The sequence below is a fragment of the Streptomyces tirandamycinicus genome, from assembly GCF_003097515.1.
In the GTDB taxonomy this organism is placed as follows: domain Bacteria; phylum Actinomycetota; class Actinomycetes; order Streptomycetales; family Streptomycetaceae; genus Streptomyces; species Streptomyces tirandamycinicus.
Genome location: NZ_CP029188.1, coordinates 203,595 through 228,148 on the forward strand (window position 1 = coordinate 203,595; position 24,554 = coordinate 228,148).

At 72.9% G+C, this 24,554-nt stretch carries 23 protein-coding genes; 4 read left to right on the plus strand and 19 right to left on the minus strand.

Annotated features, from left to right (window positions below):
* Positions 1-115: 115 nt before the first annotated feature.
* On the minus strand, positions 116-877 hold the full coding sequence (locus DDW44_RS00905; protein WP_108905215.1) for a metallophosphoesterase family protein: 762 nt from the start codon (positions 875-877) through the stop codon (positions 116-118).
* 159 nt (positions 878-1,036) lie between these two features.
* Between DDW44_RS00905 and DDW44_RS00910 the strand changes: the two genes are divergently transcribed.
* Complete coding sequence (locus tag DDW44_RS00910; RefSeq protein WP_108905216.1) at positions 1,037-2,257, plus strand: MFS transporter; 1,221 nt, start codon at positions 1,037-1,039, stop codon at positions 2,255-2,257.
* 658 nt (positions 2,258-2,915) lie between these two features.
* On the opposite strand, the gene DDW44_RS00915 is transcribed toward DDW44_RS00910, so the two are convergent.
* The 3 genes from DDW44_RS00915 to DDW44_RS00925 all read right to left on the minus strand — a co-directional run bounded on the left by DDW44_RS00915 (position 2,916) and on the right by DDW44_RS00925 (position 5,744).
* Positions 2,916-3,761 (minus strand): YhjD/YihY/BrkB family envelope integrity protein, encoded by an 846-nt coding sequence (locus tag DDW44_RS00915; RefSeq protein WP_108905217.1) that lies wholly within the window; start codon positions 3,759-3,761, stop codon positions 2,916-2,918.
* A gap of 346 nt (positions 3,762-4,107) precedes the next feature.
* Positions 4,108-4,614, minus strand: coding sequence for a MarR family winged helix-turn-helix transcriptional regulator (locus DDW44_RS00920; RefSeq protein ID WP_017948927.1), 507 nt, complete (start codon positions 4,612-4,614; stop codon positions 4,108-4,110).
* Positions 4,611-5,744 (minus strand): PP2C family protein-serine/threonine phosphatase, encoded by a 1,134-nt coding sequence (locus DDW44_RS00925; protein WP_108905218.1) that lies wholly within the window; start codon positions 5,742-5,744, stop codon positions 4,611-4,613. The genes DDW44_RS00920 and DDW44_RS00925 overlap by 4 nt, the downstream gene beginning before the upstream one ends.
* Before the next feature lie 180 nt (positions 5,745-5,924).
* Between DDW44_RS00925 and DDW44_RS00930 the strand changes: the two genes are divergently transcribed.
* The 3 genes from DDW44_RS00930 (at position 5,925) to DDW44_RS00940 (ending at position 9,117) form a co-directional block, all read left to right on the plus strand.
* On the plus strand, positions 5,925-6,461 hold the full coding sequence (locus tag DDW44_RS00930; protein WP_108905219.1) for a nitroreductase family deazaflavin-dependent oxidoreductase: 537 nt from the start codon (positions 5,925-5,927) through the stop codon (positions 6,459-6,461).
* A 193-nt stretch (positions 6,462-6,654) separates the two neighbouring features.
* Positions 6,655-7,416: a DUF4142 domain-containing protein gene (locus DDW44_RS00935; RefSeq protein WP_244223938.1), complete on the plus strand. Its 762-nt coding sequence runs from the start codon at positions 6,655-6,657 to the stop codon at positions 7,414-7,416.
* Between the two features lie 534 nt (positions 7,417-7,950).
* Positions 7,951-9,117, plus strand: coding sequence for a PucR family transcriptional regulator (locus tag DDW44_RS00940; protein WP_017948931.1), 1,167 nt, complete (start codon positions 7,951-7,953; stop codon positions 9,115-9,117).
* 125 nt (positions 9,118-9,242) lie between these two features.
* On the opposite strand, the gene hypE is transcribed toward DDW44_RS00940, so the two are convergent.
* The 15 genes from hypE to DDW44_RS01010 form a co-directional block, all read right to left on the minus strand.
* Entirely contained in the window at positions 9,243-10,310 is a 1,068-nt protein-coding gene (hypE, locus tag DDW44_RS00945; RefSeq protein WP_108905221.1) for a hydrogenase expression/formation protein HypE, read from the minus strand.
* Positions 10,303-11,436: a hydrogenase formation protein HypD gene (hypD, locus tag DDW44_RS00950; protein ID WP_108905222.1), complete on the minus strand. Its 1,134-nt coding sequence runs from the start codon at positions 11,434-11,436 to the stop codon at positions 10,303-10,305. Before hypD ends, hypE begins: the two co-directional genes overlap by 8 nt.
* The gene (locus tag DDW44_RS00955) at positions 11,433-11,735 is read right to left on the minus strand and encodes a HypC/HybG/HupF family hydrogenase formation chaperone (protein ID WP_018890969.1); all 303 of its coding nucleotides are present in this window, start codon (positions 11,733-11,735) and stop codon (positions 11,433-11,435) included. Before DDW44_RS00955 ends, hypD begins: the two co-directional genes overlap by 4 nt.
* Before the next feature lie 36 nt (positions 11,736-11,771).
* Positions 11,772-14,231 (minus strand): carbamoyltransferase HypF, encoded by a 2,460-nt coding sequence (gene hypF, locus DDW44_RS00960; protein ID WP_108905223.1) that lies wholly within the window; start codon positions 14,229-14,231, stop codon positions 11,772-11,774.
* Positions 14,228-14,923: a hydrogenase nickel incorporation protein HypB gene (gene hypB, locus DDW44_RS00965; RefSeq protein ID WP_108905224.1), complete on the minus strand. Its 696-nt coding sequence runs from the start codon at positions 14,921-14,923 to the stop codon at positions 14,228-14,230. The genes hypF and hypB overlap by 4 nt, the downstream gene beginning before the upstream one ends.
* A gap of 3 nt (positions 14,924-14,926) precedes the next feature.
* Entirely contained in the window at positions 14,927-15,319 is a 393-nt protein-coding gene (hypA, locus tag DDW44_RS00970; RefSeq protein ID WP_018890972.1) for a hydrogenase maturation nickel metallochaperone HypA, read from the minus strand.
* Positions 15,320-15,744: 425 nt separating this feature from the next.
* A complete protein-coding gene (locus DDW44_RS33440) occupies positions 15,745-15,852 on the minus strand; it encodes a DUF6893 family small protein (protein ID WP_017948938.1) in 108 nt (35 codons plus the stop codon).
* On the minus strand, positions 15,849-16,433 hold the full coding sequence (locus DDW44_RS00975; RefSeq protein ID WP_108905225.1) for a hydrogenase maturation protease: 585 nt from the start codon (positions 16,431-16,433) through the stop codon (positions 15,849-15,851). Before DDW44_RS00975 ends, DDW44_RS33440 begins: the two co-directional genes overlap by 4 nt.
* Positions 16,430-17,950, minus strand: coding sequence for a hypothetical protein (locus DDW44_RS00980; protein WP_108905226.1), 1,521 nt, complete (start codon positions 17,948-17,950; stop codon positions 16,430-16,432). The genes DDW44_RS00975 and DDW44_RS00980 overlap by 4 nt, the downstream gene beginning before the upstream one ends.
* Positions 17,947-18,588 carry a DUF6084 family protein gene (locus DDW44_RS00985; RefSeq protein WP_108905227.1) on the minus strand — a complete coding sequence of 214 codons (642 nt, stop codon included), beginning with the start codon at positions 18,586-18,588 and terminating at the stop codon, positions 17,947-17,949. Before DDW44_RS00985 ends, DDW44_RS00980 begins: the two co-directional genes overlap by 4 nt.
* Positions 18,585-19,250: a DUF5947 family protein gene (locus tag DDW44_RS00990; protein ID WP_108905228.1), complete on the minus strand. Its 666-nt coding sequence runs from the start codon at positions 19,248-19,250 to the stop codon at positions 18,585-18,587. The genes DDW44_RS00985 and DDW44_RS00990 overlap by 4 nt, the downstream gene beginning before the upstream one ends.
* A complete protein-coding gene (locus DDW44_RS00995; protein ID WP_108905229.1) occupies positions 19,247-19,834 on the minus strand; it encodes a hypothetical protein in 588 nt (195 codons plus the stop codon). Before DDW44_RS00995 ends, DDW44_RS00990 begins: the two co-directional genes overlap by 4 nt.
* Positions 19,831-21,609: a nickel-dependent hydrogenase large subunit gene (locus DDW44_RS01000; protein ID WP_108908694.1), complete on the minus strand. Its 1,779-nt coding sequence runs from the start codon at positions 21,607-21,609 to the stop codon at positions 19,831-19,833. Before DDW44_RS01000 ends, DDW44_RS00995 begins: the two co-directional genes overlap by 4 nt.
* A gap of 72 nt (positions 21,610-21,681) precedes the next feature.
* On the minus strand, positions 21,682-22,776 hold the full coding sequence (locus DDW44_RS01005; protein WP_108905230.1) for an NADH-quinone oxidoreductase subunit B family protein: 1,095 nt from the start codon (positions 22,774-22,776) through the stop codon (positions 21,682-21,684).
* Positions 22,777-22,833: 57 nt separating this feature from the next.
* Positions 22,834-24,540, minus strand: coding sequence for a hydrogenase maturation protein (locus tag DDW44_RS01010; protein WP_108905231.1), 1,707 nt, complete (start codon positions 24,538-24,540; stop codon positions 22,834-22,836).
* Positions 24,541-24,554: the final 14 nt, after the last annotated feature.

Here is a 24,554-nt window from a genome sequence, read left to right on the forward strand (position 1 = left end):
TCGGCCGGAGCGCTCCGGGAGGTCACGGGTGCGTGCCGGTGGCCGAGATTGGCAGGCGTCGCTGATCGTGTGGTCGGTGTTCGGGCTGCCCGCTGTCGCGTATGGGGAGCGAGTGTCACGGGTTGTGGTCGCGGCCGTCCCGTGGGGCGAAGGCTGTGAGGGCGTCGGCGTCGGTGGCGCGAGCGTGCAGGAAGTAGTCGGCCCATTCGGTGATGTCGGGGTAGGACGAGTCCTGGTTGAGCTGGGTGGCTGCGGCTTGGAGGTCGAAGTGCGTGGTGCGGAGCTCGACGCCCGGGCCCAGGAGGGCCCAGTGTGCTCCGGTTCGTCCGTAGGGCATGCCGATACTGCCGGGATTGATCACGAGTCGGCCGTGGGCGAGGCGGACGAACGGCATGTGGGTGTGGCCGCAGACCACGGTGCGGATGTCGGTATCGAGTCCGTCGAAGACGTCCTTCCAGCGGTCGAGGCGTGAGTCGACCAGGACGACCTCCTCGTCGTCGCGAGGGGTGGCATGGCAGAACAGCACCTTTCCCAGGCCGTTCACGGACAGGGAGAGTGATCGTGGTAGCGAGCTGAGAAGGTCGAGATGGTCTTCGCGGAGCTGTTCGGCTGCCCAGGGGGCGATCGGGTCGGGGATCGTGTCGCGTTGCCCCCAACGGTATTCGAGGAGTTCGCGGTCGGCGTTGCCGCTGATCCAGATGACGCGGTCGCCGAGGCTGGTCAGCAGGTCGAGAACCTGGGCCGGTTGCGGGCCGGCGGTGATGTCGCCCGTGAGCACGATGTGATCGGCGGCGCTGACGTCTGGTTCGGCGAGCACTGCCTCCAGGGCCGGCAGGACTCCGTGAATGTCGGACAGGACGGCTACTCGGTTCAGCATGCTCACCACTGTGGGGTGGAGGCAGCCGAGTGGTGTGATCTTTCGCCCGGCGCATAGTTCCTTCGGTCCGATGCGGGACGGGGTGGGGACTGGGGCACTTGCTATACTGCACCAGTCGGCCTTCGGCGCCCCGGGTCGGGTGCGCGCGAAGGCTTTTTCATGCCTTCTGACACATCTGCCTCCAACACACCTCCCACCACCTACCGTGACCTGCTTGGCAACCGTGAATTCGTCGGCCTGTACGCCGGCTTCACACTGACGGTCGCCGCGAGCACCTTGTCGGGCTTCGCGCTCGGCACGCTGGTCAACCAGCAGACCAAGTCCCCGTTCCTGACGGCCGTGAGCATGTACGGGGCCACGTTCGCGACGGTTCTCGGTGCGCTGACGCTGATGTCGGTCGCGGACGGAGGCCGTCCTCGCCGGACTCTCGTCGCGCTCCAGTGCATCTCGCTCGTAGGTGTTGCCGCACAGGCGGTTCCAGGGCTGCCGCTCGCCGCCCGGTTCGGTCTGCTCCTTGTACTGGGGCTCTTCCAGTCCCTGGGAACGGGCGCACGGATGGGGCTGCTCGCCGAGGTGGTGCCGACCTCCACCTATGCACTGGCACGTTCGCTGATGAACATCACCTCGGGAGGCACGGCCATCCTCGGCTACGGCATCGGCGCCGTACTGCTGCGGTACCTGAGCCCGCAGGAGGTCTTCGCCGTCGCGACGGCCCTGACGGGCAGTGGATTGATCATTGTGGCGGTGACGATCCGCGAACGCTCGATCCGTCTGACCCATCGCCCTGGACTGCGCCAGACCTGGACGACGAACATCGAGCTCTTCTCCCACTCCGGCCCCCGCGCATTGCTGCTGAACCTGTGGGTCCCCAATGGCCTGATCGTTGGCTGCGAGGCCCTGTTCATCTCCTACGCCCCCCATCACGCCGGCGTCTTCCTGGCCGCCGGATCGGCAGGCATGCTCCTCGGTGACCTTGCGGTCGGGCGGCTGTTCACCGCCGAGCAGCGACGCCGCTACGCATTCGTCCTGCGACTGCTGCTCGCCGCCCCCTACATGCTGTTCGCCGTCCACCCGCCCGTGCTGGTGGCGACGGCCGCGGTGTTCATCTCCGGTGCCGGCTTCGCTGCCACCCTGCCGCTCCAGGAGCAGCTTCTGGAGTTGACCCCTGATCCGGTCCGTGGCCAGGTCCAGGGAGTTGAGTCCGCCGGCCGGATGACGTGGCAAGGTATCGGAGCCGCGATCGCCGGCGGCATTGCCCAGCACTTCACTTCTGGCACGGCCATCACCTTGGTGGCCGCCGTCTCCATCGCCATCACCGTCTTCTCCCGGCCCTTCGTGGTCCGCGCCCGAGCCGTCCGCGTCCAGGCGGCCAACGCCTGAGTTCCCAAAGCGGTGCGAGCGGCGGGCGCGGCAGACGCGCCCGCCGCTTCTGGTCAGCGGGGTTGAGGTTCCGGAGCCGCTGACCCCCGTCCGGCGGCTCCGGAACCTCCGACCGCCCCCCGGGGCGGTCGGCTCGCGGCGGCACCTTCACTCCGCCGGGCCGGGCGGGGTGCCGGCCCGGCCCGCTCCGCGGCCCTGCCGAGGGCTGCGCCCGGCACGGGTGCGGGGCCGCCCGTACCGGGGGGCGTCGGCCGCGGAGTCCGCCGGGTGCCGCACGGCCGCAGCCGGGACCGGGGCCCCGGCGCCTCGGCCTTCGCACCCGCCCGGACGGTCTTCCGGGAACCCGGCCATGACTACCCCTCTCCGCGTCGCTCCATCGAGCGAAACCGACTGCCGGCCACCGGCTCACAGCGCTTGCCAGCCACCGGCAGCGAGCGCTTCCGTCGCCTCGTGCCGGGCACACTCTGACAGGCCGGGGAGTCCGTCGGCATTGCCGATCTCCGGCAATCTTTACGTATCGTTGATGCCGGAAGGCCACTCACCGCCCCGGGCCCCGGCAGGACGCGCCGCACCGCCGCCGCGGGGCCACCGGTCCCGGCGCCGACCGGGGCCACCGGTCCGCCACGGCCGACGAACGTCTCGCGGTACCGGCCCGGAGTCAGCCCGGCGAACGGCGCCGCCGCGCCTCCTCGTACAGGATTCTGCCTGCGAGCGCGCCCCCGTAGACGACGAATCCCACGGCGACGAGCCAGGACTGGACGACCAGCACGGCTCCGACCGGGCCGTAGGCGACGGCGTTCGCCACGATCAGGGGCGAGAAGACGAGGCGCGAGAAGAGACGCAGCCCGAGCAGGGCGGCGGTGGTCGCGCACGCCCCCGGCAGCAGCGCCGTCCACCCCACCCTGCCACCGAGGGCGATCTTCTGGGAGGCCCACAGGAACAGCACGGTGATCACAAGGGCGGCCGCCGTCCCCTGCGGGGAGGAGATGACCTCCTGCCGCCACAGAGCGGTGTTGGTGAAGACGAGCAGATAGCCGATCAGCAGGCACAGCCACAGCACCTGGCCGGCCAGGACACGCCCGTACGAGCTGTCACGGCGTGCCGGCCCCAGCTCCCACACCCGCTCGTAGCCGGTCTGCACCGTGGCCGCGAAGGTGACCCCGAAGACCGCGAGGGCAGCCAGGCTGAAGCTCGTCGTGGTCCGCAGGGCGCGTCGAGGTGGCGCGAACAGCTGCCGGATCTCGGGCTGGGCCTCCTCCGAAGCACTGAGGGCCCGGCTGAGCCAGCGCGCGAACCCGGCGGCCTGCGTCGGGTCGGCCGCCGCGAGCACGATCAGCAGCGGCACCAGGGTGAGGAAGCCCATCGCGGCGAACCCCATGGAACGGGCCATGAGTTCCTGCCCGCCACCCGCGTCGTCCCCCCGCTTGCCTCCCATGACCGTGCGGAACCGGCGGATGAGACGCCGGCCCAGGGACGCGTGGTTCCGATCTCCGGAGGACTCCATGCGAGTCAACTACCACGCAGGCGCCCCCGGATCGGTGAACGGCGCGGACGCCGGGTGCGGCCGCACGGACGGGTCGGCCGGGTCCACCACCCCTCCCCCGCACACAGGGCGGTACACCCAGGGCCTTTCGTCTGGATCTCGCCTGGCTCGCGATCTTGCCTGGCTCGCGTGCCCCGCCGCCGCGCCTCGCCGCGTCGTCGTCGGTCACCGACGCTCCGCGTCGATCTCCTCCTCCGCCGTGCGACCCGCGGCACCGGACCCGCTCCCTCATCCGGCCTGATCCGAACGAGAGCCACTGACTTGATCTTCAACCAGTGCGGCGGGGCCGTGGAGTTCAAAGATCAAGTTAGCGGTCGGCCCAGCCCAAGGGGTACGTCGCGCTGTCCGCAGCCGGCGCGTTCGGCTCGCCCCCGGCCTCGTTGAAGGCGGTGAGCGCGCCGATCAGGGCGGCGCGCTGTTCGCCCGCCATCCTCTCCACGATCGTCGCGATCTCCCGACGGCGCCGGTCGGTGACGTCCCCGACGAGGGCGCGGCCTTCGGGCGTGAGTCGCAGCACCGTCTCCCGGCGGTTCTCCGGGTTCGTCTGCCGGTCCGCCAGACCGGCCGTGATCAGGCGGTCGATCATGCGCATCGCCGTGGAAGGGTTCACACCGAGGCGCTCGGCGAGTACGACGAGTTTGGCCGGTCCGTGCATGGAGAGCACCACCAGGAGCCGGAACTGCGGCAGCGTCACCCGGTCCTCGACAGCCGCCAGGGAACGGGCGGAGACGGCGACCAGCAGCCTGGACGCCGTGAGCACCGCGCGCGTCACGGCGTCGACGTCGTCGACGTGCTGTTGCCCTTGTTCGGTCATAGCCCTTTTCTACCCTCTGCGGTCGGCCTGCCGGCCGCGCCCGGTGCCCGGGGGGCCGTGCCGCCGATCACATCCGCCGCGTGATAGCGGAGCAGCAGCATGGCCGCGTCGTCGTGGAGCGGCCCTTCGGCGTGCCGGACCAGGTCGCCGCGCAGCGCCAGCAGGGCGGACTCGGGATCGGGGTCCTTGAGCAGATCGCCGCGCTCGCCCAGGGGGTAGAAGCGGTCCGCCGGGTCGCGGGCCTCGGAGACGCCGTCCGTGTACAGGAGGATCTGGTCGCCGGGCGCGAAGTCCGCCCGGTACGGCTCGGGGCCCTTCGCCCCGTGGAGGCCGAGCCCGAGCGGCAGCGCGGCCAGGGGTGGTTCGGCGAAGCCGACCCGGCCGTCGGGCCGCAGGACCATGGGTGCGGGGTGACCGTAGTTGAGCAGCGTCACCATCCCGTCGTTCCCGACCTCCGCCAGAACGGCCGTCACGAACTTCTCGCCCTGCAGTTCCCGGTCGGCCACCCGCTCGAGTCTGGCGCCGACACCGGCCAGGTCCGGCTCGTCGTGCGCGGCCTCGCGGAACGCACCGAGCACGAGGGCGGCGGTCTCGACCGCGTCCAGCCCCTTGCCCTGGACGTCCCCCACGATCACCCGCACGCCGGTGGGCGAGGCCACCACCTCGTACAGATCGCCGCCGATGCGCGCCTCGGCCAGCGCGGAGGTGTAGGAGACCGCCACCCGCAGCGGCCCGGCGCTGCGCGGAACCGGCCTCAGCAGCACCCGCTGGGCGACCTCGGCGATCGACCTGACACTGGCCAGTTCGGCTTCCCGCCGCTGCCTCATCACCGCGGCGACCAGCCCGGCCACGGTCACTCCCGCCACGGACGCCAGCGCAGTCCAGCCCCTCCGGCTGTCGAACAGACCGTCGTACAGGCCGAGCGTGAGGCACAGCAGCATCGCGAGTCCGCCGATGAGGGCCGTGCGGCGCCAGCCTCCGACGAGCCCGGCGAAGGCGGGCCCCAGGGAGACGAGCGGGAGGAACCCCACGGCCGGGCCCGCCGTCACGTCGACGACGGTGACGACGGCCATGACGGCGTACGGGAGGACGGACAGCACGGCGGAGCGCCGCGGAGTCGCTTCGGGCATGACGGATTCCACGGTGTGCGAGGGGTGGTGCGGGCGGCTGCGAGCGAGGGATCCGGCACCACCACGGACCGCCGCTTGATTTAGCCTATGCAAAACTTACCTTCCCGAAGCATTTCGGGGAGGTCTCGTTACCGAACCGACAGCCGGCCACCAGGGCGCGGCCGCCTGAACCGGAGGTGCATGGTGAACCAGTCCACCCCCCGACCGCGGCGCCCCGCACCACCGAGCGGCTGGCGGCGGTCGGCCGCACGCCTGCCGGTCACACTGTTCCGGATCGGCCTCGGGCCGCTCTTCGGCGGGCGGCTGCTCCTCCTCATCCACACCGGACGGCTGAGCGGTGCCGCGCGCACGGTGGTCCTCGAGGTGGTCGAGCACACGGCGTCCCCGTGCTCGTGGACCGTGGCGTCCGGATACGGGCCCGCGGCCCAGTGGTATCGCAACCTCGAGCACACCCCGCAGGCCACCGTGCAGTCGGGCAGGCGCTTCCACGCCGTGAACGCCCGGTTCCTCCCCGTGGAGGAAGGGGGCGCGATCATGGCGCGGTACGCCGAGAGGCGCCCCCGTACGGCCGCACGCCTGTGTGCCTACCTGGGGCTGGGCACCGACGGGACGCCGGAGGGGTACCACGAGGCGGGGGGACACATCCCCTTCGTCCGGCTGGAGTGCGACCCCGCGTGCCATCGCCCCCGCGGCGGCGGCCAGCCGGCCGGCCGGTGACGCGGGGTGCGTACGGCCCGTGCCGTACGGCACGGGAAAGCGGCACGGGAAAGCACAACGGGAAAGATCCCTGCCGCCGGTGAACGCGGCCGCCGCCTGATCCGTACTGCTGACTGCGTGCCGTGCCAGCCGCCGTACCACAGCTCCCGGACGACATGAACGAGCAAGTACTCCATGCCGACCGGGAGGCATCATGCGTTCCAACCGAAGCGCAGCCGCATCCACCGCCCCGAGGACGATCGGGGTGGTCCTGGCCGTCGTCGCGGTCATCGCCACCGTCCTGATCGCCACAAGGGGAGGCGACGAAGAGGCCTCCGCCTCGCAGACACCCGCCGGGACCGCCGCGCAGAACGGCTACGGCCAGGGCACCCAGGGTTCCGGGTCCGAGGGCTACGGGCACTCCTCCGGCGTCGGGCACGGCACCGAGGCGGAGGGCGGCGCGGCCCAGGACCGCCAGGCGGAGCGGTCCGAGCCCCAGCCGGTGACCGAGGTGGACAAGACGTTCCTGGTCGCGGTCCGGCAGGCGGGCCTGTGGGAGATCCCCGCCGGCCGGCTCGCGCAGACGAACGCGTCCAGCGAGGCGGTCAAGCGCGCCGGGCTGCACCTCATGGACGGGCACAGCAAGCTCGACCAGCTGGTCCGCGAGGACGCCGAGATCCTCGGCGTCCCGATCCCCGACCAGGCCACGCCGGAGCAGCAGGGCTGGGTCAAGCAGATGGAGAACGCCCGGGGAGCCGAGTTCGACCGCATCTTCGCGAATCTGCTGCGCGCGTCCCACGGGAAGATCTTCGCCACCATCGGCGAGGTCAGGGCCGCCACGCAGAACGACCTGATCCGCCGCCACGCCCGGCAGGCCAACCAGACGGTGCTGGACCACCTGGAGGTCCTGGAGGACACCGGCCTGGTCGACGGCGAGACCTTCGCCGACGTGGAGAAGGCCGTCACCCCGAAGTAGGCACGGCCAGGCGGCGACCCCCGGGTGCAGCGGTGCTGGATCATTCCTTTGCACTGTGCAATCCTGCGGTGGGCGGCGCCGCCCCGCCGGAGGAGCGGACCCGCTCGCCCGTGAGGCGCGCGAGAGGGTCCAGCCGTGACGCTCGGCGGCGCGGCGCCGCCCACCGGCTCCGGACACGCACTCCGGCCCCCTCCGGGCCGGCCGCAAGGCGGGCGGTCCGGAGCCGGGCCGCACCGCCGCCCGTACGGCGCCGCCCGCCGTCCGCGCGGCGCCGGGATGCGGCACCGTCCCGCCCCTGGTGTTCGATTTTGCACTGTGCAATACTTTCGACCGAGGAGGGCCCGTCAACAGGCAGGCCCATGCCTGGGAGCTGAGGCACTGGCACGGTGACGCAGTTTTCACGCGCCCGTCTGCTGCCGGCAGCCCTCCTCACCAAGCACGGGACCGGCCCCCCGCCGCCGACCGCACGGGCCGGGCGCGGACAGGCCGCCGTCACGCGCTGTGCGGTGTGCCGTCCTTCGGCAGAATGACGGTATGTCGATGGGCGAAGAGCCCCGAGGCTCACGCTCCGCGGGGCGTCCCGACACCGCCCCGCCGGGGCCGGGCCGGGACGGGGACGCGCTGGAGCGGCATCACCGGCTCCTCGCCGAGACGGCCCTGAGCGGGGGGCGGCTGTCCGACGCGTCCCTGCAGGGCCTGCGGGAGCTGGGAGCCGCCGCGGCCGACCGGGGCACCACCCTCCATGCCGTGCTCGACGAGTACTTCACCGGTGCCCGCCGGGTCTGGGCCGGTCTGCAGCGTCCCCGGGACGACGACCGCCCCGCCGTGCTCCGTGACATGGCACAGGCGTTCCTGCGGGCGAGCGGCGAGTCGGCCGTGGCACTGAGCGAGGGCTACGAAACCGCCCACCGGGCGGCGATCCGGCGGGAGGAGGCGAGCCGGCGCGAGTTCGTCGACGACCTTCTCGAGGGGCGCACACCGCTCGGCCGGCTGGCGGAGCGGGCCGAGCGCTTCGGCCTTCGGCTCGTGGGGCCCCACACCGTCAGCGTCGGGCGTGCGCGGGAGCGCTTCGAAGCGGGCGACGCCACGACCCGGTACGTGGAGGACGCGCTCACCACCCGGTTCGGGGTGGAGCAGGTACTGATCACCACCAAGGACGGTCTGCTCGTCTGCGTCGCCTCGGGGACGGGGACCGAGGTTCCCGAGTTCTTCGCCGGGCAGGCCGCGAGTGCGGTTACCGGGCCCTGCCGGGTCGCCGTGAGCAGGCCCAGAACGGGTCCCAGCGGGATCGTCCGCTCGTACCAGGAGGCCGGCAGGGCACTCGACGTGGCCCATCGGCTGGGCTTCACCGCCTCCGTGGTGCGGGCCTCGGACGTCCTGGTCTTCCAGGTGCTGGAGCGGGATCGCGCAGCGATCACGGATCTGGTGACCACGGTTCTCGGTGGCCTCGAACAGGCCCGCGGAGGCCCGCACACACTGCTGGAGACGCTCGCCGCGTACTTCGCCACCGGCTGCAGCAACACCACCACGGCCCGGCGCCTGGGGCTGGGGGTCCGTACCGTCGGCTACCGGATCGCCCGCATACACCAGCTCACCGGCTACGACCCGACCGATCCCGACCAGCGGTACGTCCTGCAGACGGCGGTACTGGGAGCCCGCCTGCTGGGCTGGCCGGCGACCCCGCTGCAGTCCGCCGACTGACGGGTCCCGGCGGGCCCCCGTACGTCCCCTGCCCGGGGGACCCCGCCGGGGGACGTACGGGGTGACGGCCGGGGGACGTACGGGGTGACGGCCCGCCGGGGCGGCGCCGCCACCGTACGCCGTGGTCAGCAGATGCGGGGCAGTTGCTCGCCGAGCGGCAGGTCCACGACGCGGGTGCCTCCGAGCCCGGTGCGGGCGACCACCATCCCGGGGTGGTCCGCCACCGCCTCGCCGATCACCGCCGCCTCCCTGCCGAGCGGGTGGGCGCGCATCGCCGCCAGTACGGCGTCGGCGTGCTCCCGGGGGACGAAGGCGACGAGTTTGCCCTCGTTGGCGACGTACATCGGGTCCAGCCCCAGCACGGCGCAGGCGTTCGCCACCGGGGCCGGGACCGGAACGGCCCGCTCCTGGACCACGACTCCCGTGCCCGCGGCCGCGGCGATCTCGTTGAGCGCGGCCGCCAGTCCGCCGCGCGTCGGGTCGCGCAGGACGTGCAGGTCCTCCGTGACCGCGAGCATCGCCTCGACCAGGCCGGCGAGGGCGGCGCAGTCACTCTCGATCTCGACCCCGAACTCCAGTCCCTCACGCACGCTCATGACGGCCACGCCGTGGACGCCGATCGGACCGCTGACGATCACCACGTCACCGGGCACGACGCGCTGCGGCCGCAGGTCGACCCCGGGCGGGACCAGCCCGATGCCGGAGGTGTTGATGAAGACACCGTCGCCGTGGCCCGCCTCGACGACCTTGGTGTCGCCGGTCGCCACCTCCACGCCCGCCGCGCGGGCCGCCTCGCCGAGTGCTTCGGCCACCCGCCGGACCACCTCGGTCTCGACGCCCTCCTCGAGGATGAACCCGCAGGAGAGGTACGCGGGGCGGGCTCCGCTCATGGCGAGGTCGTTGACGGTGCCGTTGACGGCGAGGTGCCCGATGCTCCCGCCGGGGAAGAACAGCGGGCGCACCACGAAGGAGTCGGTCGAGAACGCCAGCCGGGCGCCGCCGAGTTCGATCGTCGCGGAGTCGTTCATGGCGGACAGCGCGGGTCCGCCGTAGGCGGGCGCGAAGACGTCGCGGACCAGTTCCGCGGAGAGGGCACCGCCCCCGCCGTGGCCCATCACCACCCGGGGCTGGTCGCGCAGCGGGAGCGGGCACGTCCAGGCGAGGACGTCCGGGGCTTCGGTGGTCTCAGACAACGGGGCTGCCCTCCAGGGGACGCGACGCGGCGGACGGCAGGTCCAGCCGCCGGTAGAGGTAGTAGGCCGCGCAGGCGCCCTCGCTGGAGACCATCGTGGCCCCGAGCGGCGAGCGCGGGGTGCAGACGGTGCCGAACGCCTCGCACTCATGGGGCTTCAGCAGGCCCTGCAGCACCTCTCCGCTGCGGCAGGCCGCCGGTTCGCGGGTGTCGATGCCGGTGACCTGGAAGCGGTGCTCGGCGTCGTACTCCCGGTACCGGGGCGAGAGCCGCCAGCCGCTGTCGGGGATGACACCGATACCGCGCCAGGCGCGGTCGGTGACCTCGAACACGTCGTCCAGCATCGCCCGGGCCGCCGGGTTCCCCTCCGGCCGGACGGCTCGGGGGTAGGCGTTCTCCACGCTGTGCTCGCCGCGCTCCAGTTGCAGCACGGTGCGGCGCACGCCCTCGAGGATGTCAAGCGGCTCGAAACCGGTGACCACGATGGGGACCCGGTGCCGCTCGGAGAGTTCGGGGTACTCGCCGGTGCCCATCACACTGCACACGTGCCCGGCGGCGAGGAAGCCCTGCACCCGGCACTTCGGGGACCGCATGATCGCCTCGATGGCGGGAGGCACCCGCACATGGGACACCAGCAGGCTGAAGTTCGGGATGCCGAGCCTGCGGGCCTGATAGACCGTCATGGCGTTGGGCGGCGCGGTGGTCTCGAAGCCGATGCCGAAGAACACCACCTGGCGGCCGGGGTTCTGCCGGGCGATGCGCAACGCGTCGAGCGGCGAGTACACCACCCGTACGTCACCGCCCTCGCCGCGCACCTGGAACAGGTCGCGGCCGGTCCCCGGCACCCGGAGCATGTCGCCGAAGGAGCAGAAGATCACTCCGGGGCGGGAGGCGATCTCCAGGGCCTTGTCGATGACCTCCAGCGGGGTGACGCAGACGGGGCAGCCGGGGCCGTGGATCAGTTCGACCTCGTCCGGCAGGAGCTGGTCGATGCCGTGCCGGATGATGGTGTGGGTCTGCCCCCCGCACACCTCCATCAGCGCCCACGGCCGGGTCACGGCGGCCCGGATCTCGCCGAGCAGCCGCTCGGCCAGCGCGGGGTCCTGGAACTCCTCGATGTACTTCACCGCCGGGCCTCCTCGCGCGAGCGGCCGAACCCTTCGGGTCCGTCCGGCTCGTCCGGGTCGCCGAACTCCTCCTGGAGCAGCCCGAGGTTCTCGAACAGCTCCAGGGTCCGCCGGGCCGATTCCTCGTCCAGCCGCTGCAGTGCGAATCCCACGTGGACGACGGCGTACTCGCCGACCCGCAGATCGGGCAGGTACTCCAGGCACACCTCCTTGACCACCCCGCCGAAGTCGACGGTGGCCATCCGGGTGCCGTCCCGGTCCTCGATGTCCAGCACCCTGCCGGGTACCGCCAGGCACATGCCTCTCTCCTCGCTGTCGTGCCGTGTACCGCTCGGTCATCCGGCGTCTTGCGCCGCCCGGGCGGCCACGACGAGCTGGCCGAGCGCCAGTCCCCCGTCGTTGGGCGGGATCCGGTGGTGGCGCAGTACGGTGAAGCCGTCCTCCCGCAGGCCCGCGGCGCACGCCGAGGAGAGCACCGCGTTGGCGAACACTCCCCCGGTCAGCGCGACGGTCCGCAGCCCGTGCCGCTCCCGTGCCAGGGCGCAGACCCTGCGGACGAGCACGGCCACCGCGGCGTGGAAGCGCCCCGCGATCACGGGCGCCGGGGTGCCCGCCCGCACGTCGCCGGCGACCGCGGCCAGGACGGGGGCGGGGTCGGCGGTCATCGCGGCGGCGGGACCGCCGCCCGCCGGACGCAGTGCGAAGGCGTACGGCTCCCCGTACGCGCCGTCCGCCAGGACGGCGGCCGCTTCGAGTTCGATCGCGGCCTGCGCCTCGTACCCCGCGATGTGGCACACGCCCGCGAGGGAGGAGACCGCGTCGAAGAGCCGGCCCATGCTGGAGGTGGGGACGCAGTTGAGACCGCGCTCCAACTGCCTTCGCAGCAGCGGCAGTTCCTGCTCGGGGCAGGCCGCGGTGCAGGGCAGGTCGCCGCTCCAGCCGATCCCGGCCGCGCGCAGATGGGCGAGCGCCATGCGGTAGGGGCGCCGCACGGCCGCGTCACCGCCGGGCAGGGGGACGTATCCGAGGTGCGCGAAGCGGTGGAAGCCGTCGTAGCCGGCGAGCAGGAACTCGCCGCCCCACACGGCGCCGTCGTCCCCGTAGCCGGTGCCGTCGAAGGCGACGCCGATCACCGGGCGGCTGCCGTCGAGGCCGTGTTCGGCCATGGCGGAGGCGATGTGCGCGTGGTGGTGCTGGACGTGCACGACGGGCCGGCCGCCGGCCACGTGGCCGGCCCAGCGGGCGGAGCGGTAGCCGGGGTGCCGGTCGGCGGCGAGCAGCTCGGGCCGCACTCCCGTGATCGCCTCCAGCTGCTCCTCCGCGCAGGCGAAGGCGTGCTGGGTGGCGAGGTCGTCCATGTCGCCGATGTGCGCCGACAGCCACGCCTTGCGGTCGCGGCCCAGGCAGAAGGTGTTCTTGAGGTCCCCGCCGACCGCGAGGGCGGGCCGGACCGGCACCGGCAGGGTGACCGGCAGCGGCGCGTGTCCCCGGGAGCGGCGGAGGGTCAGGAGCTCCCCGTCGCAGACCCGCACCACCGAGTCGTCGCAGGGGACGTGGATGGGGCGGTCGTGCAGCAGCCACGCGTCGGCCAGGTCCGCCAGCCGGTCCAGTGCGTCCCCGTCGTCGGTGACGATCGGCTCTCCGGCCACATTGCCGCTGGTCATGACGAGGAGCCGGGGGCCGGTGTGCTCCTCGCCGGGAAGCCCCAGCAGCAGCTGGTGCAGCGGGGTGTAGGGAAGCATCACTCCGAGGTCGGGGCTGCCGGGCGCCACCCCCTCCACCGGCCGCGGGACTCCGGGCGGGGCGTCCGCGGGCGGTAGGCGGCGGCGCATCAGGACGATCGGCCGCACGGGTCCGGTGAGCAGTTCCCGCTCCTCGGCGCCGAGGTGGACCAGGTGCTCGATGTCCCCGATGTCCCTGGCCATCAGCGCGAACGGCTTGTCGCCGCGGGACTTGCGGCGGCGCAGCAGCGCCACGGCGCCCCTGTTGCCGGCGTCGCAGGCGAGGTGGTAGCCGCCGAGGCCCTTCACGGCGAGGATCGCCCCGTCGGACAGCAGTTCGCGGGCCTCCCGGACCGGGTCGGCGACGACCGGCCCGCCGAGACTGCGGTCGTTGGGGTCCGGCGCGACCACGTGCCGGGGGCGCAGCCCGGGGGCGGCGGGCGCCACGATCATCCGCAGCCGCGGTCCGCAGGAGGGGCAGGCCACGGGCTGGGCGTGGAAGCGCCGGTCGCCCGGATCGGTGTACTCCCGGGCGCAGTCGGGGCACATGGCGAAGTCGGCCATCGTCGTGTGTTCGCGGTCGTAGGGCAGGCCGGTGACGATGGTGAAGCGCGGACCGCAGTGCGTACAGGTGATGAAGGGGTGCCGGTGGCGGCGGTCGGCCGGGTCGGCGAGCTCCCGCAGGCAGTCGTCGCAGGTCGCGGTGTCCGGGGACACCAGGGTGCGGACGGGCCCGTCCTGGTCCGAGGCGACGATGAGGAATCCGCTGCCGCCGGTGACGGCGACCTCCTGGTCGTGGACGGACTCGACGATCGCGAGCGGCGGGGCGTCCTCGGCGATCCGGGCGCAGAAGCGGGCCACCGCGAGCGGGGCGCCCTCGACCTCGGCGACCACGCCGTCGCCGGTGTTGGTCACATGGCCGGTCAGCTCCAGCCCGGTGGCGAGGTGATGGAGGAAGGGGCGGAATCCGACCCCCTGTACGACTCCCCGCACGGTGACCCGGCGCCGCTGGACCGGCGCGGGGGCGACGAGCCCGGGCCGGGACGCGGCCGGGCCCGGCGCGGAGGTGGTCACGCCCGGGCCTGGGCCATCACCGGCATGTGGACCGCGGTGCCGTCCGCCGCGGCGAGGGCCCGGTCGAGCAGCAGGCCCGCGCCGGCGCCGGTGCGGGCGGAGGTGAGGACCACGTCCACGCCCGGATTGACCTGCTCGACGTTGGCGCGGAAGGCGGCCTCGTCGAAGCCGACGGCGTCCGCGATGTCCGTCTTGGTGACGATCACCAGGTGGGCGAGTCCGAAGGCCGTGGGGTACTTCAGCGGCTTGTCCTCGCCCTCGGTGACGGAGGCCAGCACCACCCTCAGCGCCTCGCCGAGGTCGTAGGAGGCGGGGCAGACGAGGTTGCCGACGTTCTCCACGAAGACCAGCCGGGTGTCCTCGGCCGGCCAGTCGCGGAGGTGGCCGGCGAGCATGTCGGCCTCGAGGTGGCAGAGCCCGTCGGTGAGCACCTGCTTGACGGGGAGTCCGGAACGGGCGAGACGCATGGCGTCGTTCTCGGTGGCGAGGTCGGCCGTGAGGGCCGCGGCGGTGACGCCCCGCTCCCGCGCCAGCAGGAGTTCGGCCTCGAGCAGGGCGGTCTTACCGCTGCCGGGGCTGGAGAGCACGTTGACGACGGTCGTCCCGCGCGCGGCGAGTCCCCTGCGCAGGGTGCCGGCCGTCGCGTCGTTCTTGGCCAGCACCGCCTGTTGCAGATCGACGACACGGCACATGCGTCAGCCCTCCTGGGAGATCGGTTCGCGAACCCCGGGGTCCGCGGGGTCTTCGTGCCACTCCACGGCGGCGATCCGCAGCTCGCGGCCGCAGACCAGCTCCGCGGTGGCCCGGTCGCACACCGGGCAGACCAGCCGCGGCGGCATGCCCACCGCCCACTCGCCGCCGCACGGGGCGCAGCGGGCGCGCGCCGGGACGCTCTCGACGGCGAGTTCGGCGCCTTCCACGACGGTTCCGGCGCAGGCCAGCCCGAAGGAGAAGGTGAGCGCGTCGGGGACCACTCCGGCCAGCTCGCCGATCAGCAGGCGTACGGTGCGCACCGCGGTGGCGCCGTGCGCCCGTGCCGCCTCCTCGACCTGGTCGACGACGGCGAGCGCGATGGACATCTCGTGCATCGGTCTCCGTCCTGGGCGGCGGCGGTCCGCCGCGCCCGGGGCGGGCGCGACCGTGCCCATTACAGGGGCCGCCGCCGGGCCGGTCCGACCGGCGCGCCGACGGTGCCCGGTCGCGTCCGCCGTTCGGTGCAGCGGCCGCGCGGCGGGGCGGCCGGCGGGTCCCGCGCGTCACCACGGTCGGTGCGGCACCTCACCCCGGCCCGTACCGCTCGTCCGCACGCTCACGCGGCGCGGGCCGGATACCGCGGGTCCCACGGGTCATGGCACACGGGCACCCGGAGCGGGCCACGCGGGCCCCTCGCTCACGGCACGCGGATCGGGCACCGCGGTGCGGCCGGGTCCCGCGGTGCGGTCGGGCACCGCGGTCCGGTCGGGCACCGCGGTGTGGCCGGGTCCCGCGGTGCGGTCGGGTCCCGCGGTGCGGGTCACATCCGGCGGATGCGCAGATAGCGTCTGAGGTCCGGGAGGAACCCCCTGACGAGCGCGACGACCGCGGTGGCGGCTGCGGCTCCGCCGATGACCTTCTTGATCATGGGTGTGCTCCTCCTGTGTGGCCGGTTGGTGCCGGGGCTGACTGGTGCACCAGGTCGGTGATCATGCGTGCGGCTGCCGGTACGGCGGCGGCGACCCGCGGGCTGAGTCCGATCCCCTCCTCGACACAGGCGGGTTCGCAGCCGACGACCAGGACGCGGCGCGGCGGCTCCGTGCCGGTGCCGGCGCAGAGCGTGTGCAGCAGGGCGAGTACGGCGTCGGGGGACATCCCGTGGCCGTCGAGGGCGCCGAGGCCGCCGGCGTCCACGGGCCTTCCGGTACCGCCGCCGGAATCCACGGGCGTACCGGTACCGCCGCCGGGGTCCGGCTCGATGAGGTAGAGCGTGCCGGGTTCCCCGCCGCGGGCCGTCGCGTCGACCAGGACGAGGGTGTCGTACCCGTCCAGCAGCCGGTAGGCGAGGTGGACGCCCCGGATGCCGATGTCCGCGACCTCGACCCCGTCCGGCAGTGGCCGCCCGGCCAGTGCGCGTACGGTCTCGACGCCGAAGCCGTCGTCGCCGAGGAAGATGTTGCCGACGCCGGCGACGAGGGTGCGGGGGCGGTCCTGCGCGGGGGCGTTCACACGGTCTCCAGGGGTTCGACCTCGTCGGGCTGGAAGTAGAGGAACCGGCCCTGTTCGCGGCGGATGTCGGCGCCGGGGTCGCCCTCGACGGTGACCGCGAGGTGCACTCCGCCGTCCACGTCGTGCAGCACGGCCTCGACCAGGGCGGCGCGGCCGTGCAGGAACAGGTCCTGCGCGTCGCTGCGCCGCAGCCCCGGCCGCAGCACGACCCGGCTTCCCGCGCCGACGGCGACGCCGTCCACCAGCACCCGGTCGTGCTCCGGGTCGACGCCGGTGTCGCCGCCCGGGTCCCACCAGGGGGTGTCGGGGCGGGCGGTGCCGTGATCGAACGGGGCGAACGAACCAGAGGAACCGAAGGAACCAGAGGAACCAGAGGAACCGGAGGAGCCGAAGGAACCGGAGGAACCGAAGGAACCGGAGGAGCCCTGGGGGGCGAGAGAGTCCTCCTGCGGCGCGGGGCCGGTGACCTCCCGCAGGCTGCGCACGGCGCCGTGCAGCCGCTCCAGGACCTCCGCCGGCATGGTGTCGGCGAGTTCGATGACCGCGGCCGCACGCTCGTCGGTGCCCCTGGCCTCGCGCTTCTCCTCGTCCGTGAGGGCCGCGGTGCGCAGGGCGAGGATCTCGTCGATCTCGGTGGCGTCGTACAGGGCGCCCGGGCTCTCCGGTGCGATGGCCGGGTGGTCCTCGAGGATGATCGGCGAGGACAGCACGAGGTCGGTGCGGCCGGGTTCGCCCGCGAGTACGGGCCAGGTGTGGAGGTTGCGGCAGGCCGCGACGGCCCCCTTGGCCCACTGGGGCGGGTCGGTCATGGACAGGAACGCGCCGCGGTCGAGGCAGAGCAGCAGATGGCTGGCGACCAGTGAGTGCGGCAGGGCCGCGTCGCGGTCCGCGCCGGGTTCCGGCGTCCAGTCACCGGCGTTCTCCACGGTGGCCGTGAGCCGCATCGTCCGGTAGGGGCCGTCGAGTTCGGCCGCGGAGAGCCGTACCACCCCGCTGATCTCCGCGCGGCGGCGCAGCAGGCGGCCGACGGTGCGTCCCTCGCCGTCCAGGACCGGTTCGGTCTCCTGGCGGGCGGGCCGGGTGAAGGGGATGGCGACGCCGTCGCCCGCCAAACCGGCGACGGGCACGGTCAGTTCGACGCGCTCCTCCACGCCCTCGTCCCAGGGGACCAGGACCCGGTCGTCCAGGTGGAGTTCGGGGACCGTTGCGAACCCTCCGTCCGCCGCCGCCCGCTGGACGGTGCGCCGCTGCGCGTGCAGGAAGCGGACCTCCACCGCGAGGTCGGCGCCGGGCCGGGGTTCCATCAGGCACTCGGTGCGCTGGATCGAGTGCTCCCCGCAGCGTGCGCTCCACGCGGGCGGCACGAGCACCCCGAACTGCCAGCGCAGCCGGTTCTTGGCCGCCGAGGCCCGGTACGGGTACAGCACATAGCCCTCGAACAGGACCGCGTCGGCGACCTGGCGCGCGGTGGCGAGCCGGGCCTCGGTCCCGGGGGCGAAGGCGGCGGTGGCGGTCACGGGGCCGTCCTCCCGCCGGACGCGTCGAGCAGGGCGCGGACCGTGGACTCCCAGGAGGGCAGGGCCCGTTGCGAGCGGAAGGCGAGGAGGGCGTCCATGGTCTCGCGGGGCAGCCTGATCCACCCGCAGCCCGGGAAGTGCTGGTCGACCATCTCCTGCCAGACCTTCACGGGCATCCGGAAGGTGGCCTCCCGGTCCCAGGGAACCGGTTCGACGTGGAATCCGCCGGCGCCGGTGAAGGCGGTGCCGGAGAAGAGCATCAGCAGCGGCACCTCGCCCTCGGACAGGGCGTGGGCGTAGCGGGTCGCGGCCACGTCCATGTCGTAGGTGCAGGGGACGGGCAGTTCGGTCTCGGTCTCGCCGGTGAAGCCGGGCACCATGTGGGAGACCTGCGCGAACTGCACCGGGTGCATGGAGCTGCCCCAGCGGGAGCGGGTGCCGAAGAGGTCCTTCAGCCCCTCGGCCTCGGAGTCGGCGTAGCCGCGCCGGGCCGGTTCGATGCGCAACTGGCAGCGCAGGGCGAGGGCGTGGACACGGGTCCCGGGTGTGGCGGTGATGCGCAGCCGGAAGACGAGGGTCGGGCCGGCGGCGTAGGGGTCGGCCCGCACGTCGGTGCACTGGAAGGTGAATTCGGTCATGCCCGGCTCCCCCGGAGCGGTGTGGCCCGCTGTCGTACGCGGTCGAAGAAGGCGTCGAGTTCGGCGCGGGCCCGGGGGCCGCCGTCGAAGCCCTGCCAGGTGAGCCGCATCCGGCCCACGAGTTCGTAGGTGGTGTCCACCGGCACCAGGTGGCACTCGGTGCGGCCGCCGGAGCGGCGCAGCAGCAGCGCCTCCACGTCGGGTTCGAGCATCCCGGCCAGCCCGGTGGCGGACAGCACCGTCTCCCAGGCGGACGGGTCCGGCTCGCTCTCGGTGGCGCCGGCCGGGCTCGGGTAGAGCGCCACGGGCCGTCCGAGGGCGGAGTTGTGGAAGAAGAAGGCGACGCCGACGGGGATCCGCAGCAGTTCCCAGGTGGTGTCGTCGATGCGGTGCGCCGGATCGGTGAGGTGGCGCGAGGGCACGGCCCGGAATCGGCCCCGGGACGCGCCGGGCCGGTCGAGGAGCTGGGTGCACGGACCGCAGGCGCAGGCCAGTGCCCGGTTCTCGGTGTCCACGAGGTGCCGGTGCGGTGCGTCGGGGAGCGCCATGCCGCAGAGTTCGCAGCGCTCCTCGCGGGGCGGCCGGGGTGCCGTGAACCGGCGCAGTCCGCGTCGGTCCGGGGCGGTCCGCGGCCGCCCCGGACCCGTCGGGAGCGCGCTCACCGCGCCGTGGCCGGTGCCCGGCCCGCGGCGGAACCGCCGCCGGGCGGCCCGGCGCCGATCTGCAGGAGGGCCGGTTCGCTGGTGACCGGCTCCAGTTCGACGGCCGTCACCTCGGGTGCGAAGCACGCGAGTGCCTCGACGGCAGCCTGCCGGGCGACCTCCTGGGTGCTGGGGCAGCCGCATCCGGTCGAGCCGGTGAGGCGGAGCCGCAGCACTCCGGTGGCCTCGTCGTAGCCGGCCGATTCGAGGGCGTGCCGGACTCCGCGCAGCGCGCGGGCGATCCGGGTGGGCACGTCCTCGGGGTGCAGATCGTGCAGGACCAGCAGGCTGCTGACGAGTTCGTCGCCGAGCAGCCCGGTGAGCGGCGCGGGGGTGTGCCCCTGGGCGGACGCGTCGTCGGCGGGCCGGCCGAGCAGTTCCACGGTCCTGGCCAGCGCGGCGCCGTAGAAGTCCATGAGGACCCGGACCAGTTCCTCGGCGGCCGTGCACGCCTGCCGGTCGCCGCCGGCGGCCAGCCGGTCGAGGATCTCCTCGACCCGCCGGCCCGCCCGCTCCGCGCTGACCGTGCCGGTGACCGGGCTCATCCGGCGAGGCCGCTCAGGCCGGTGGGCACGTGCATCGACTTCACGGTCCTGCCGTCGCCGACGTACATGTGGACGCCGCAGGGCAGGCACGGGTCGAAGCTGCGGACGGCCCGCATGATGTCGATGCCCTTGAAGTTCTCCGGGGAGTTCTCCTCGAAGATGGGCGTGTTCTGCACCGCGTCCTCGTAGGGGCCGGGGGTGCCGTAGGTGTCGCGGGTGCTCGCGTTCCACGGGGTCGGCGGGTACGGGTGGTAGTTGGCGATCTTGCCGTCCCTGATGACCATGTGGTGGGAGAGGACGCCCCGGACGGCCTCGGTGAATCCGGCGCCGATGGACTCGTCGGGCACGTCGAACTTCTCCCAGGTCTGGCTGCGTCCGGCGCGTACCTCCTCGAGGCCCTTCTCCGCGAAGTGCAGCGCGACGGCGGCCGCGTACGCCTGGAAGTAGGTGCGGGCGCGGTTGCGTTCCAGCGCGTTGCTCCACTGCGGGATCTTCCACTCGAAGGTGGCCTCCGGCTTGGTGAGCGAACGGGGCAGGTTGATGACGACGCTGTGCCCGGTGGCCTTGACGTAGCCGATGTCGACGAGGCCGGAGAGCGCGGTGGACCAGAGCCGGGCGATGGGGCCGCCTCCGGTGTCGAGCGGCAGGTAGTCCTTGCCGTCGAACCAGCGCGGGGACATCACCCAGCTGTACTTGTCGCCGAAGTCGCGCTTCTGGGGGGCGGGGATGGTGTGCTGGTTCCACGGGTGGCGCGGGTCGACCGGGTTGCCGAGCGGGTCGTGGGTGACGAACTGCTCCTGGCCCTCCCAGTCCTCGTAGTACGAGCTGCCGAGCAGGATCCGGATGCCGAGGTTGATCTGGGTGAGGTCGTTGGTGACCAGCTTGCCGTCCACGACGACACCCGGGGTGACGAACATCCGCCGGCCCCAGTCGGTCATGTTGGCGTAGGTGAAGTCGCAGTACTCGGGGTCGTTCAGGGCTCCCCAGCAGCCGAGCAGCACCCGGCGGCGGCCGACCTCCTCGTAGCCGGGCAGGGCCTCGTAGAAGAAGTCGAACAGGTCGTCGTGGAGCGGGACGACGCGCTTCATGAACTCCACGTACCGCATCAGGCGGGTCATGTAGTCCGTGAAGAGCTGGACGGAGGCCACCGTGCCGACGCCGCCCGGGTAGAGCGTGGAGGGGTGCACATGGCGACCCTCCATCAGGCAGAACATCTCCCGGGTGTAGCGGCTGACCTGGAGGGCCTCACGGTAGAACTCGCCCTCCAGCGGGTTCAGCGAGCGCATGATGTCGGCGATGGTGCGGTAGCCGTGCTCGGCGGCGTGCGGCGCCTCGGTGCGCTCGGCGAGTTCGAGGACGCCGGGGTTGGTCTCACGGACCATCTTCTCGCAGTAGTCGACCCCGACCAGGTTCTCCTGGAAGATGTTGTGGTCGAACATGTACTCGGCGGACTCACCGAGGTTGATGATCCACTCTCCGAGGTGCGGCGGCTTCACCCCGTAGGCCATGTTCTGGGTGTAGACGGAGCACGTGGCGTGGTTGTCACCGCAGATGCCGCAGATGCGGCTGGTGATGAAGTGCGCGTCGCGCGGGTCCTTGCCCCGCATGAAGACGCTGTAGCCGCGGAAGACCGACGAGGTGCTGTAGCACTCGGCGACCCGCTTCTGCTTGAAGTCGATCTTGGTGTGGATGCCGAGACTGCCCACGATCCGGGTGATCGGATCCCAGGACATCTCCACCAGGCCGTCGCCGGCCGCTTGTGTCTTCGGTGCCATCGTGTGTGCGGTGCCCTTCTTCACGTCTTCACGTCGTCGAGCAGGAGGGGATGCCGTGGGCTTGGAGCGGGGTCACATCTGCCACGGGGGCCGGTAGCCGGTGGTGATCTTGTCGCCCGTGTGGCGCCACTTGGGCTCCTTGTCCACGGTCCTGGCGGTGATGTTGCGGAGCCTGCGGATCACGGCGCCGTAGGCGCCGCTGGCCGTGCTGGAGAGCTTTCCGCCGGGCGGCTCGTCCATGAACGGCATGAACTTGTCGGGGAAGCCGGGCATGGTGCAGGCGATGCAGATGCCTCCCACGTTCGGGCAGCCGCCGATCCCGTTCATCCAGCCGCGCTTGGGCACGTTGCACTTGACGACGGGCCCCCAGCAGCCGATCTTCACCAGGCACTCGGGCGAGTCGTACGTCTCGGCGAACTGGCCCTGCTCGTAGTAGCCGGCCCGGTCGCAGCCCTCGTGGACGGTCTGGCCGAACAGCCAGGTGGGGCGGAGCTTGTCGTCGAGCGGGATCATCGGTGCGGAGCCGGCCGCCTGGTAGAGCAGGTACGTGAGGGTCTCCGCGAAGTTGTCCGGCTGGATCGGGCAGCCCGGGACGCACACGATCGGGATGCCCGCCTTGGACTTCCAGTCCCAGCCGAGGTAGTCGGGCACGCCCATGGCACCGGTGGGGTTGCCCGCCATGGCGTGGATGCCGCCGTACGTGGCGCAGGTGCCGATCGCCACCACGGCCAGGGCGTTGGGCGCCAGCCGGTCGATCCACTCGCTGGTCGTGATGGGCTGGCCGGTCTCGGGGTCGTCGCCGAAGCCGCACCAGTACCCCTCCTGCTTGATCGACTCATTGGGCACGGAGCCCTCGACGACCAGCACATAGGGGTCGATCTCCCCGCGCTCCCCCTTGAAGAACCACTCGATGAAGGTGTCGGCGCCGCCCACCGGGCCGCACTCGAAGTCGATCAGCGGCCAGTGGACCTGGATCTTCGGCAGTCCCGGCAGGGCGCCGAGGACGATCTCCTCGATGCTCGGCTGCATGGCGGCGGTCAGCGCGACCGAGTCCCCGTCGCAGCTCAGTCCGGCGTTGATCCAGAGGATATGGATCGGCTTGTCTTCGGCGGTGGCCGCGCCGGACGAGGCCGCGGCGTCGACCGTGGTCGGCGTTCCTGCATCCATGAGGGCGTCTCCTGGGGATATGCGAGAGAAGATCCGTTGTGGGCTATTCGTCCCTTGCTAACAGGCGGCCGTTGCGGCTGCCACCGAGGCTTCCTCCGGGCGGGTGTCCCGCGGGGACTCCTTCCGTACGAAGGCCCGCCGCAGCCGGTGGTAGGGCGCGGCCGGGTCCGAGAACGTCCGCCGCATCCGGGCCAGCTCGTCCGCCCGGTACGCGGCCAGGGGCCGTACGGCCTCGTCGCGCTCCCGCGCGGCCTTCTTGGCCGCGATCCGGGACTGGGTCGAGGGATTGGGAGCAAGGCGTGCCGCCATCCGGGTGGCCTCGCCCGCGAACTCCTCCGGACCGCATTCGACGACCCGATCGACCAGGCCGTGGCGCAGCGCCGCGGTCGCGGTCACCGGCAGCGCCTGGGAGGTGAGGCGTTCGGCCATGGGGCCGCCCACCCGGCGGGGCAGGGAGTACGTCCAGTACTCCGAGCCGTACAGGCCCATGAGCCGGTAGTGGGGGTTGAGGACCGCGCCCGCGCGGCACCAGACCTCGTCGGCGGCCAGCGCGAGCATCACCCCGCCCGCGGCCGCGTTGCCGCCGACCGCGGCCACGACGAGCCGGTCCGTGGTGGTCAGCACGGCCTCCACGAGGTCGTCCATCGCGTTGATGTTGGCCCAGGACTCGGCGGCGGGGTCGGCGGCGGCCTCGATGACGTTGAGGTGGATGCCGTTGGAGAAGAAGTCCCGGGCCGCCCCGAGCACCAGCACGGAGGTGGGCCGGGAGCAGGCCACCCGGTAGGCGTCGAGCAGCCGGCGGCAGTGCTCGGTGCTCATCGCGCCGCCGGGGAAGGAGAACGACAGCACACCGACGGGCCCCTCCTCCCGGTAGCGGATGTCGCTCCAGGTCCGGCGGTGGTCGCCGAGGGCGAGGGGCGCGGGGAGATCGGGCAGCGGCGGCAGCCGCTCCCCCAGCGCCAGGGTGGCGGGCAGCTTGACGGGCCTTCCCCCGGCGTCGCGGCGCGGACGCAGCTCGGGGATCCACACGGCGCCGTCCACGGTCGCCCGGCACAGGGCGCCCGCCCTGGTGGCGAGCAGCTCGCCGGGGCGGCCGCGCAGCCGGTCCTCCGGGTGGCCGCCGTGGAGGTACCACTCGCCGTCCAGCAGTTCGTCGAGCACTCCCGGCTGGGAGTCCGCGGCGCGCAGCTTGCGCAGCACGGTCTCGGTGGAGTCGTCCGCCCAGGAGATCCGCCGGAACTCCTGGCGGACGTACGGCCTGACGCACGCCCGGCCGCCCCCGGCGCTCTGCGGCCGGGGCACATGGGTGCCGGAGGCGAAGCGGTCGACGGCGAGCAGGACGGCGGTGACGGCGGCGTCGGAGACCTCGCCCCGGTAGAGGTCGCTCTTGGCGAGCGGGGGGAGGGCGACGTTCGCCGCGGCCCAGACGTCTCCGGCGTCCATCTCCGCGTCGGCCTGCAGGACGGTGACGCCCCAGACCCCGGCGTCCTCCTGGACCGCGTAGTCCAGCGACGACGGGCCCCGGTCGCCCACCGGGCCGGGGTGGACGACGAGGCAGGTGTGCCGGGTCCAGACGTCGGCCGGGATGACCGCCTTCAGCAGGGGGGCGAGCACGAGGCCGGGCTCGTGCCGGCGGACCGCCTCGCGCACGGCGTCCCCGTCCGGGGTGAGCTCGACGGAGACGGTGTGGCCCCGGTCCCTCAGCTCCGCGTGGACGCGCTGGGTGAGGCTGTTGTAGGCACTGGCGACGAGGAGGATGTGCATGACGGCCTTCCACC

Coding starts and splice junctions, on each gene's coding strand:
- DDW44_RS00940 (WP_017948931.1), top strand. CDS start 7,951: ATGTCGATGGGCGAAGAGCCCCGAGGCTCACGCTCCGCGGGGCGTCCC.
- DDW44_RS00910 (WP_108905216.1), top strand. CDS start 1,037: ATGCCTTCTGACACATCTGCCTCCAACACACCTCCCACCACCTACCGT.
- DDW44_RS01010 (WP_108905231.1), bottom strand. CDS start 24,540: ATGCACATCCTCCTCGTCGCCAGTGCCTACAACAGCCTCACCCAGCGC.
- DDW44_RS01005 (WP_108905230.1), bottom strand. CDS start 22,776: ATGGATGCAGGAACGCCGACCACGGTCGACGCCGCGGCCTCGTCCGGC.
- DDW44_RS00930 (WP_108905219.1), top strand. CDS start 5,925: ATGGTGAACCAGTCCACCCCCCGACCGCGGCGCCCCGCACCACCGAGC.
- DDW44_RS01000 (WP_108908694.1), bottom strand. CDS start 21,609: ATGGCACCGAAGACACAAGCGGCCGGCGACGGCCTGGTGGAGATGTCC.
- DDW44_RS00935 (WP_244223938.1), top strand. CDS start 6,655: ATGCGTTCCAACCGAAGCGCAGCCGCATCCACCGCCCCGAGGACGATC.
- hypA (WP_018890972.1), bottom strand. CDS start 15,319: ATGCACGAGATGTCCATCGCGCTCGCCGTCGTCGACCAGGTCGAGGAG.
- DDW44_RS33440 (WP_017948938.1), bottom strand. CDS start 15,852: ATGATCAAGAAGGTCATCGGCGGAGCCGCAGCCGCCACCGCGGTCGTC.
- DDW44_RS00905 (WP_108905215.1), bottom strand. CDS start 877: ATGCTGAACCGAGTAGCCGTCCTGTCCGACATTCACGGAGTCCTGCCG.
- DDW44_RS00925 (WP_108905218.1), bottom strand. CDS start 5,744: ATGCCCGAAGCGACTCCGCGGCGCTCCGCCGTGCTGTCCGTCCTCCCG.
- DDW44_RS00920 (WP_017948927.1), bottom strand. CDS start 4,614: ATGACCGAACAAGGGCAACAGCACGTCGACGACGTCGACGCCGTGACG.
- hypB (WP_108905224.1), bottom strand. CDS start 14,923: ATGTGCCGTGTCGTCGATCTGCAACAGGCGGTGCTGGCCAAGAACGAC.
- DDW44_RS00995 (WP_108905229.1), bottom strand. CDS start 19,834: ATGAGCCCGGTCACCGGCACGGTCAGCGCGGAGCGGGCGGGCCGGCGG.
- DDW44_RS00985 (WP_108905227.1), bottom strand. CDS start 18,588: ATGACCGAATTCACCTTCCAGTGCACCGACGTGCGGGCCGACCCCTAC.
- DDW44_RS00915 (WP_108905217.1), bottom strand. CDS start 3,761: ATGGAGTCCTCCGGAGATCGGAACCACGCGTCCCTGGGCCGGCGTCTC.
- DDW44_RS00955 (WP_018890969.1), bottom strand. CDS start 11,735: ATGTGCCTGGCGGTACCCGGCAGGGTGCTGGACATCGAGGACCGGGAC.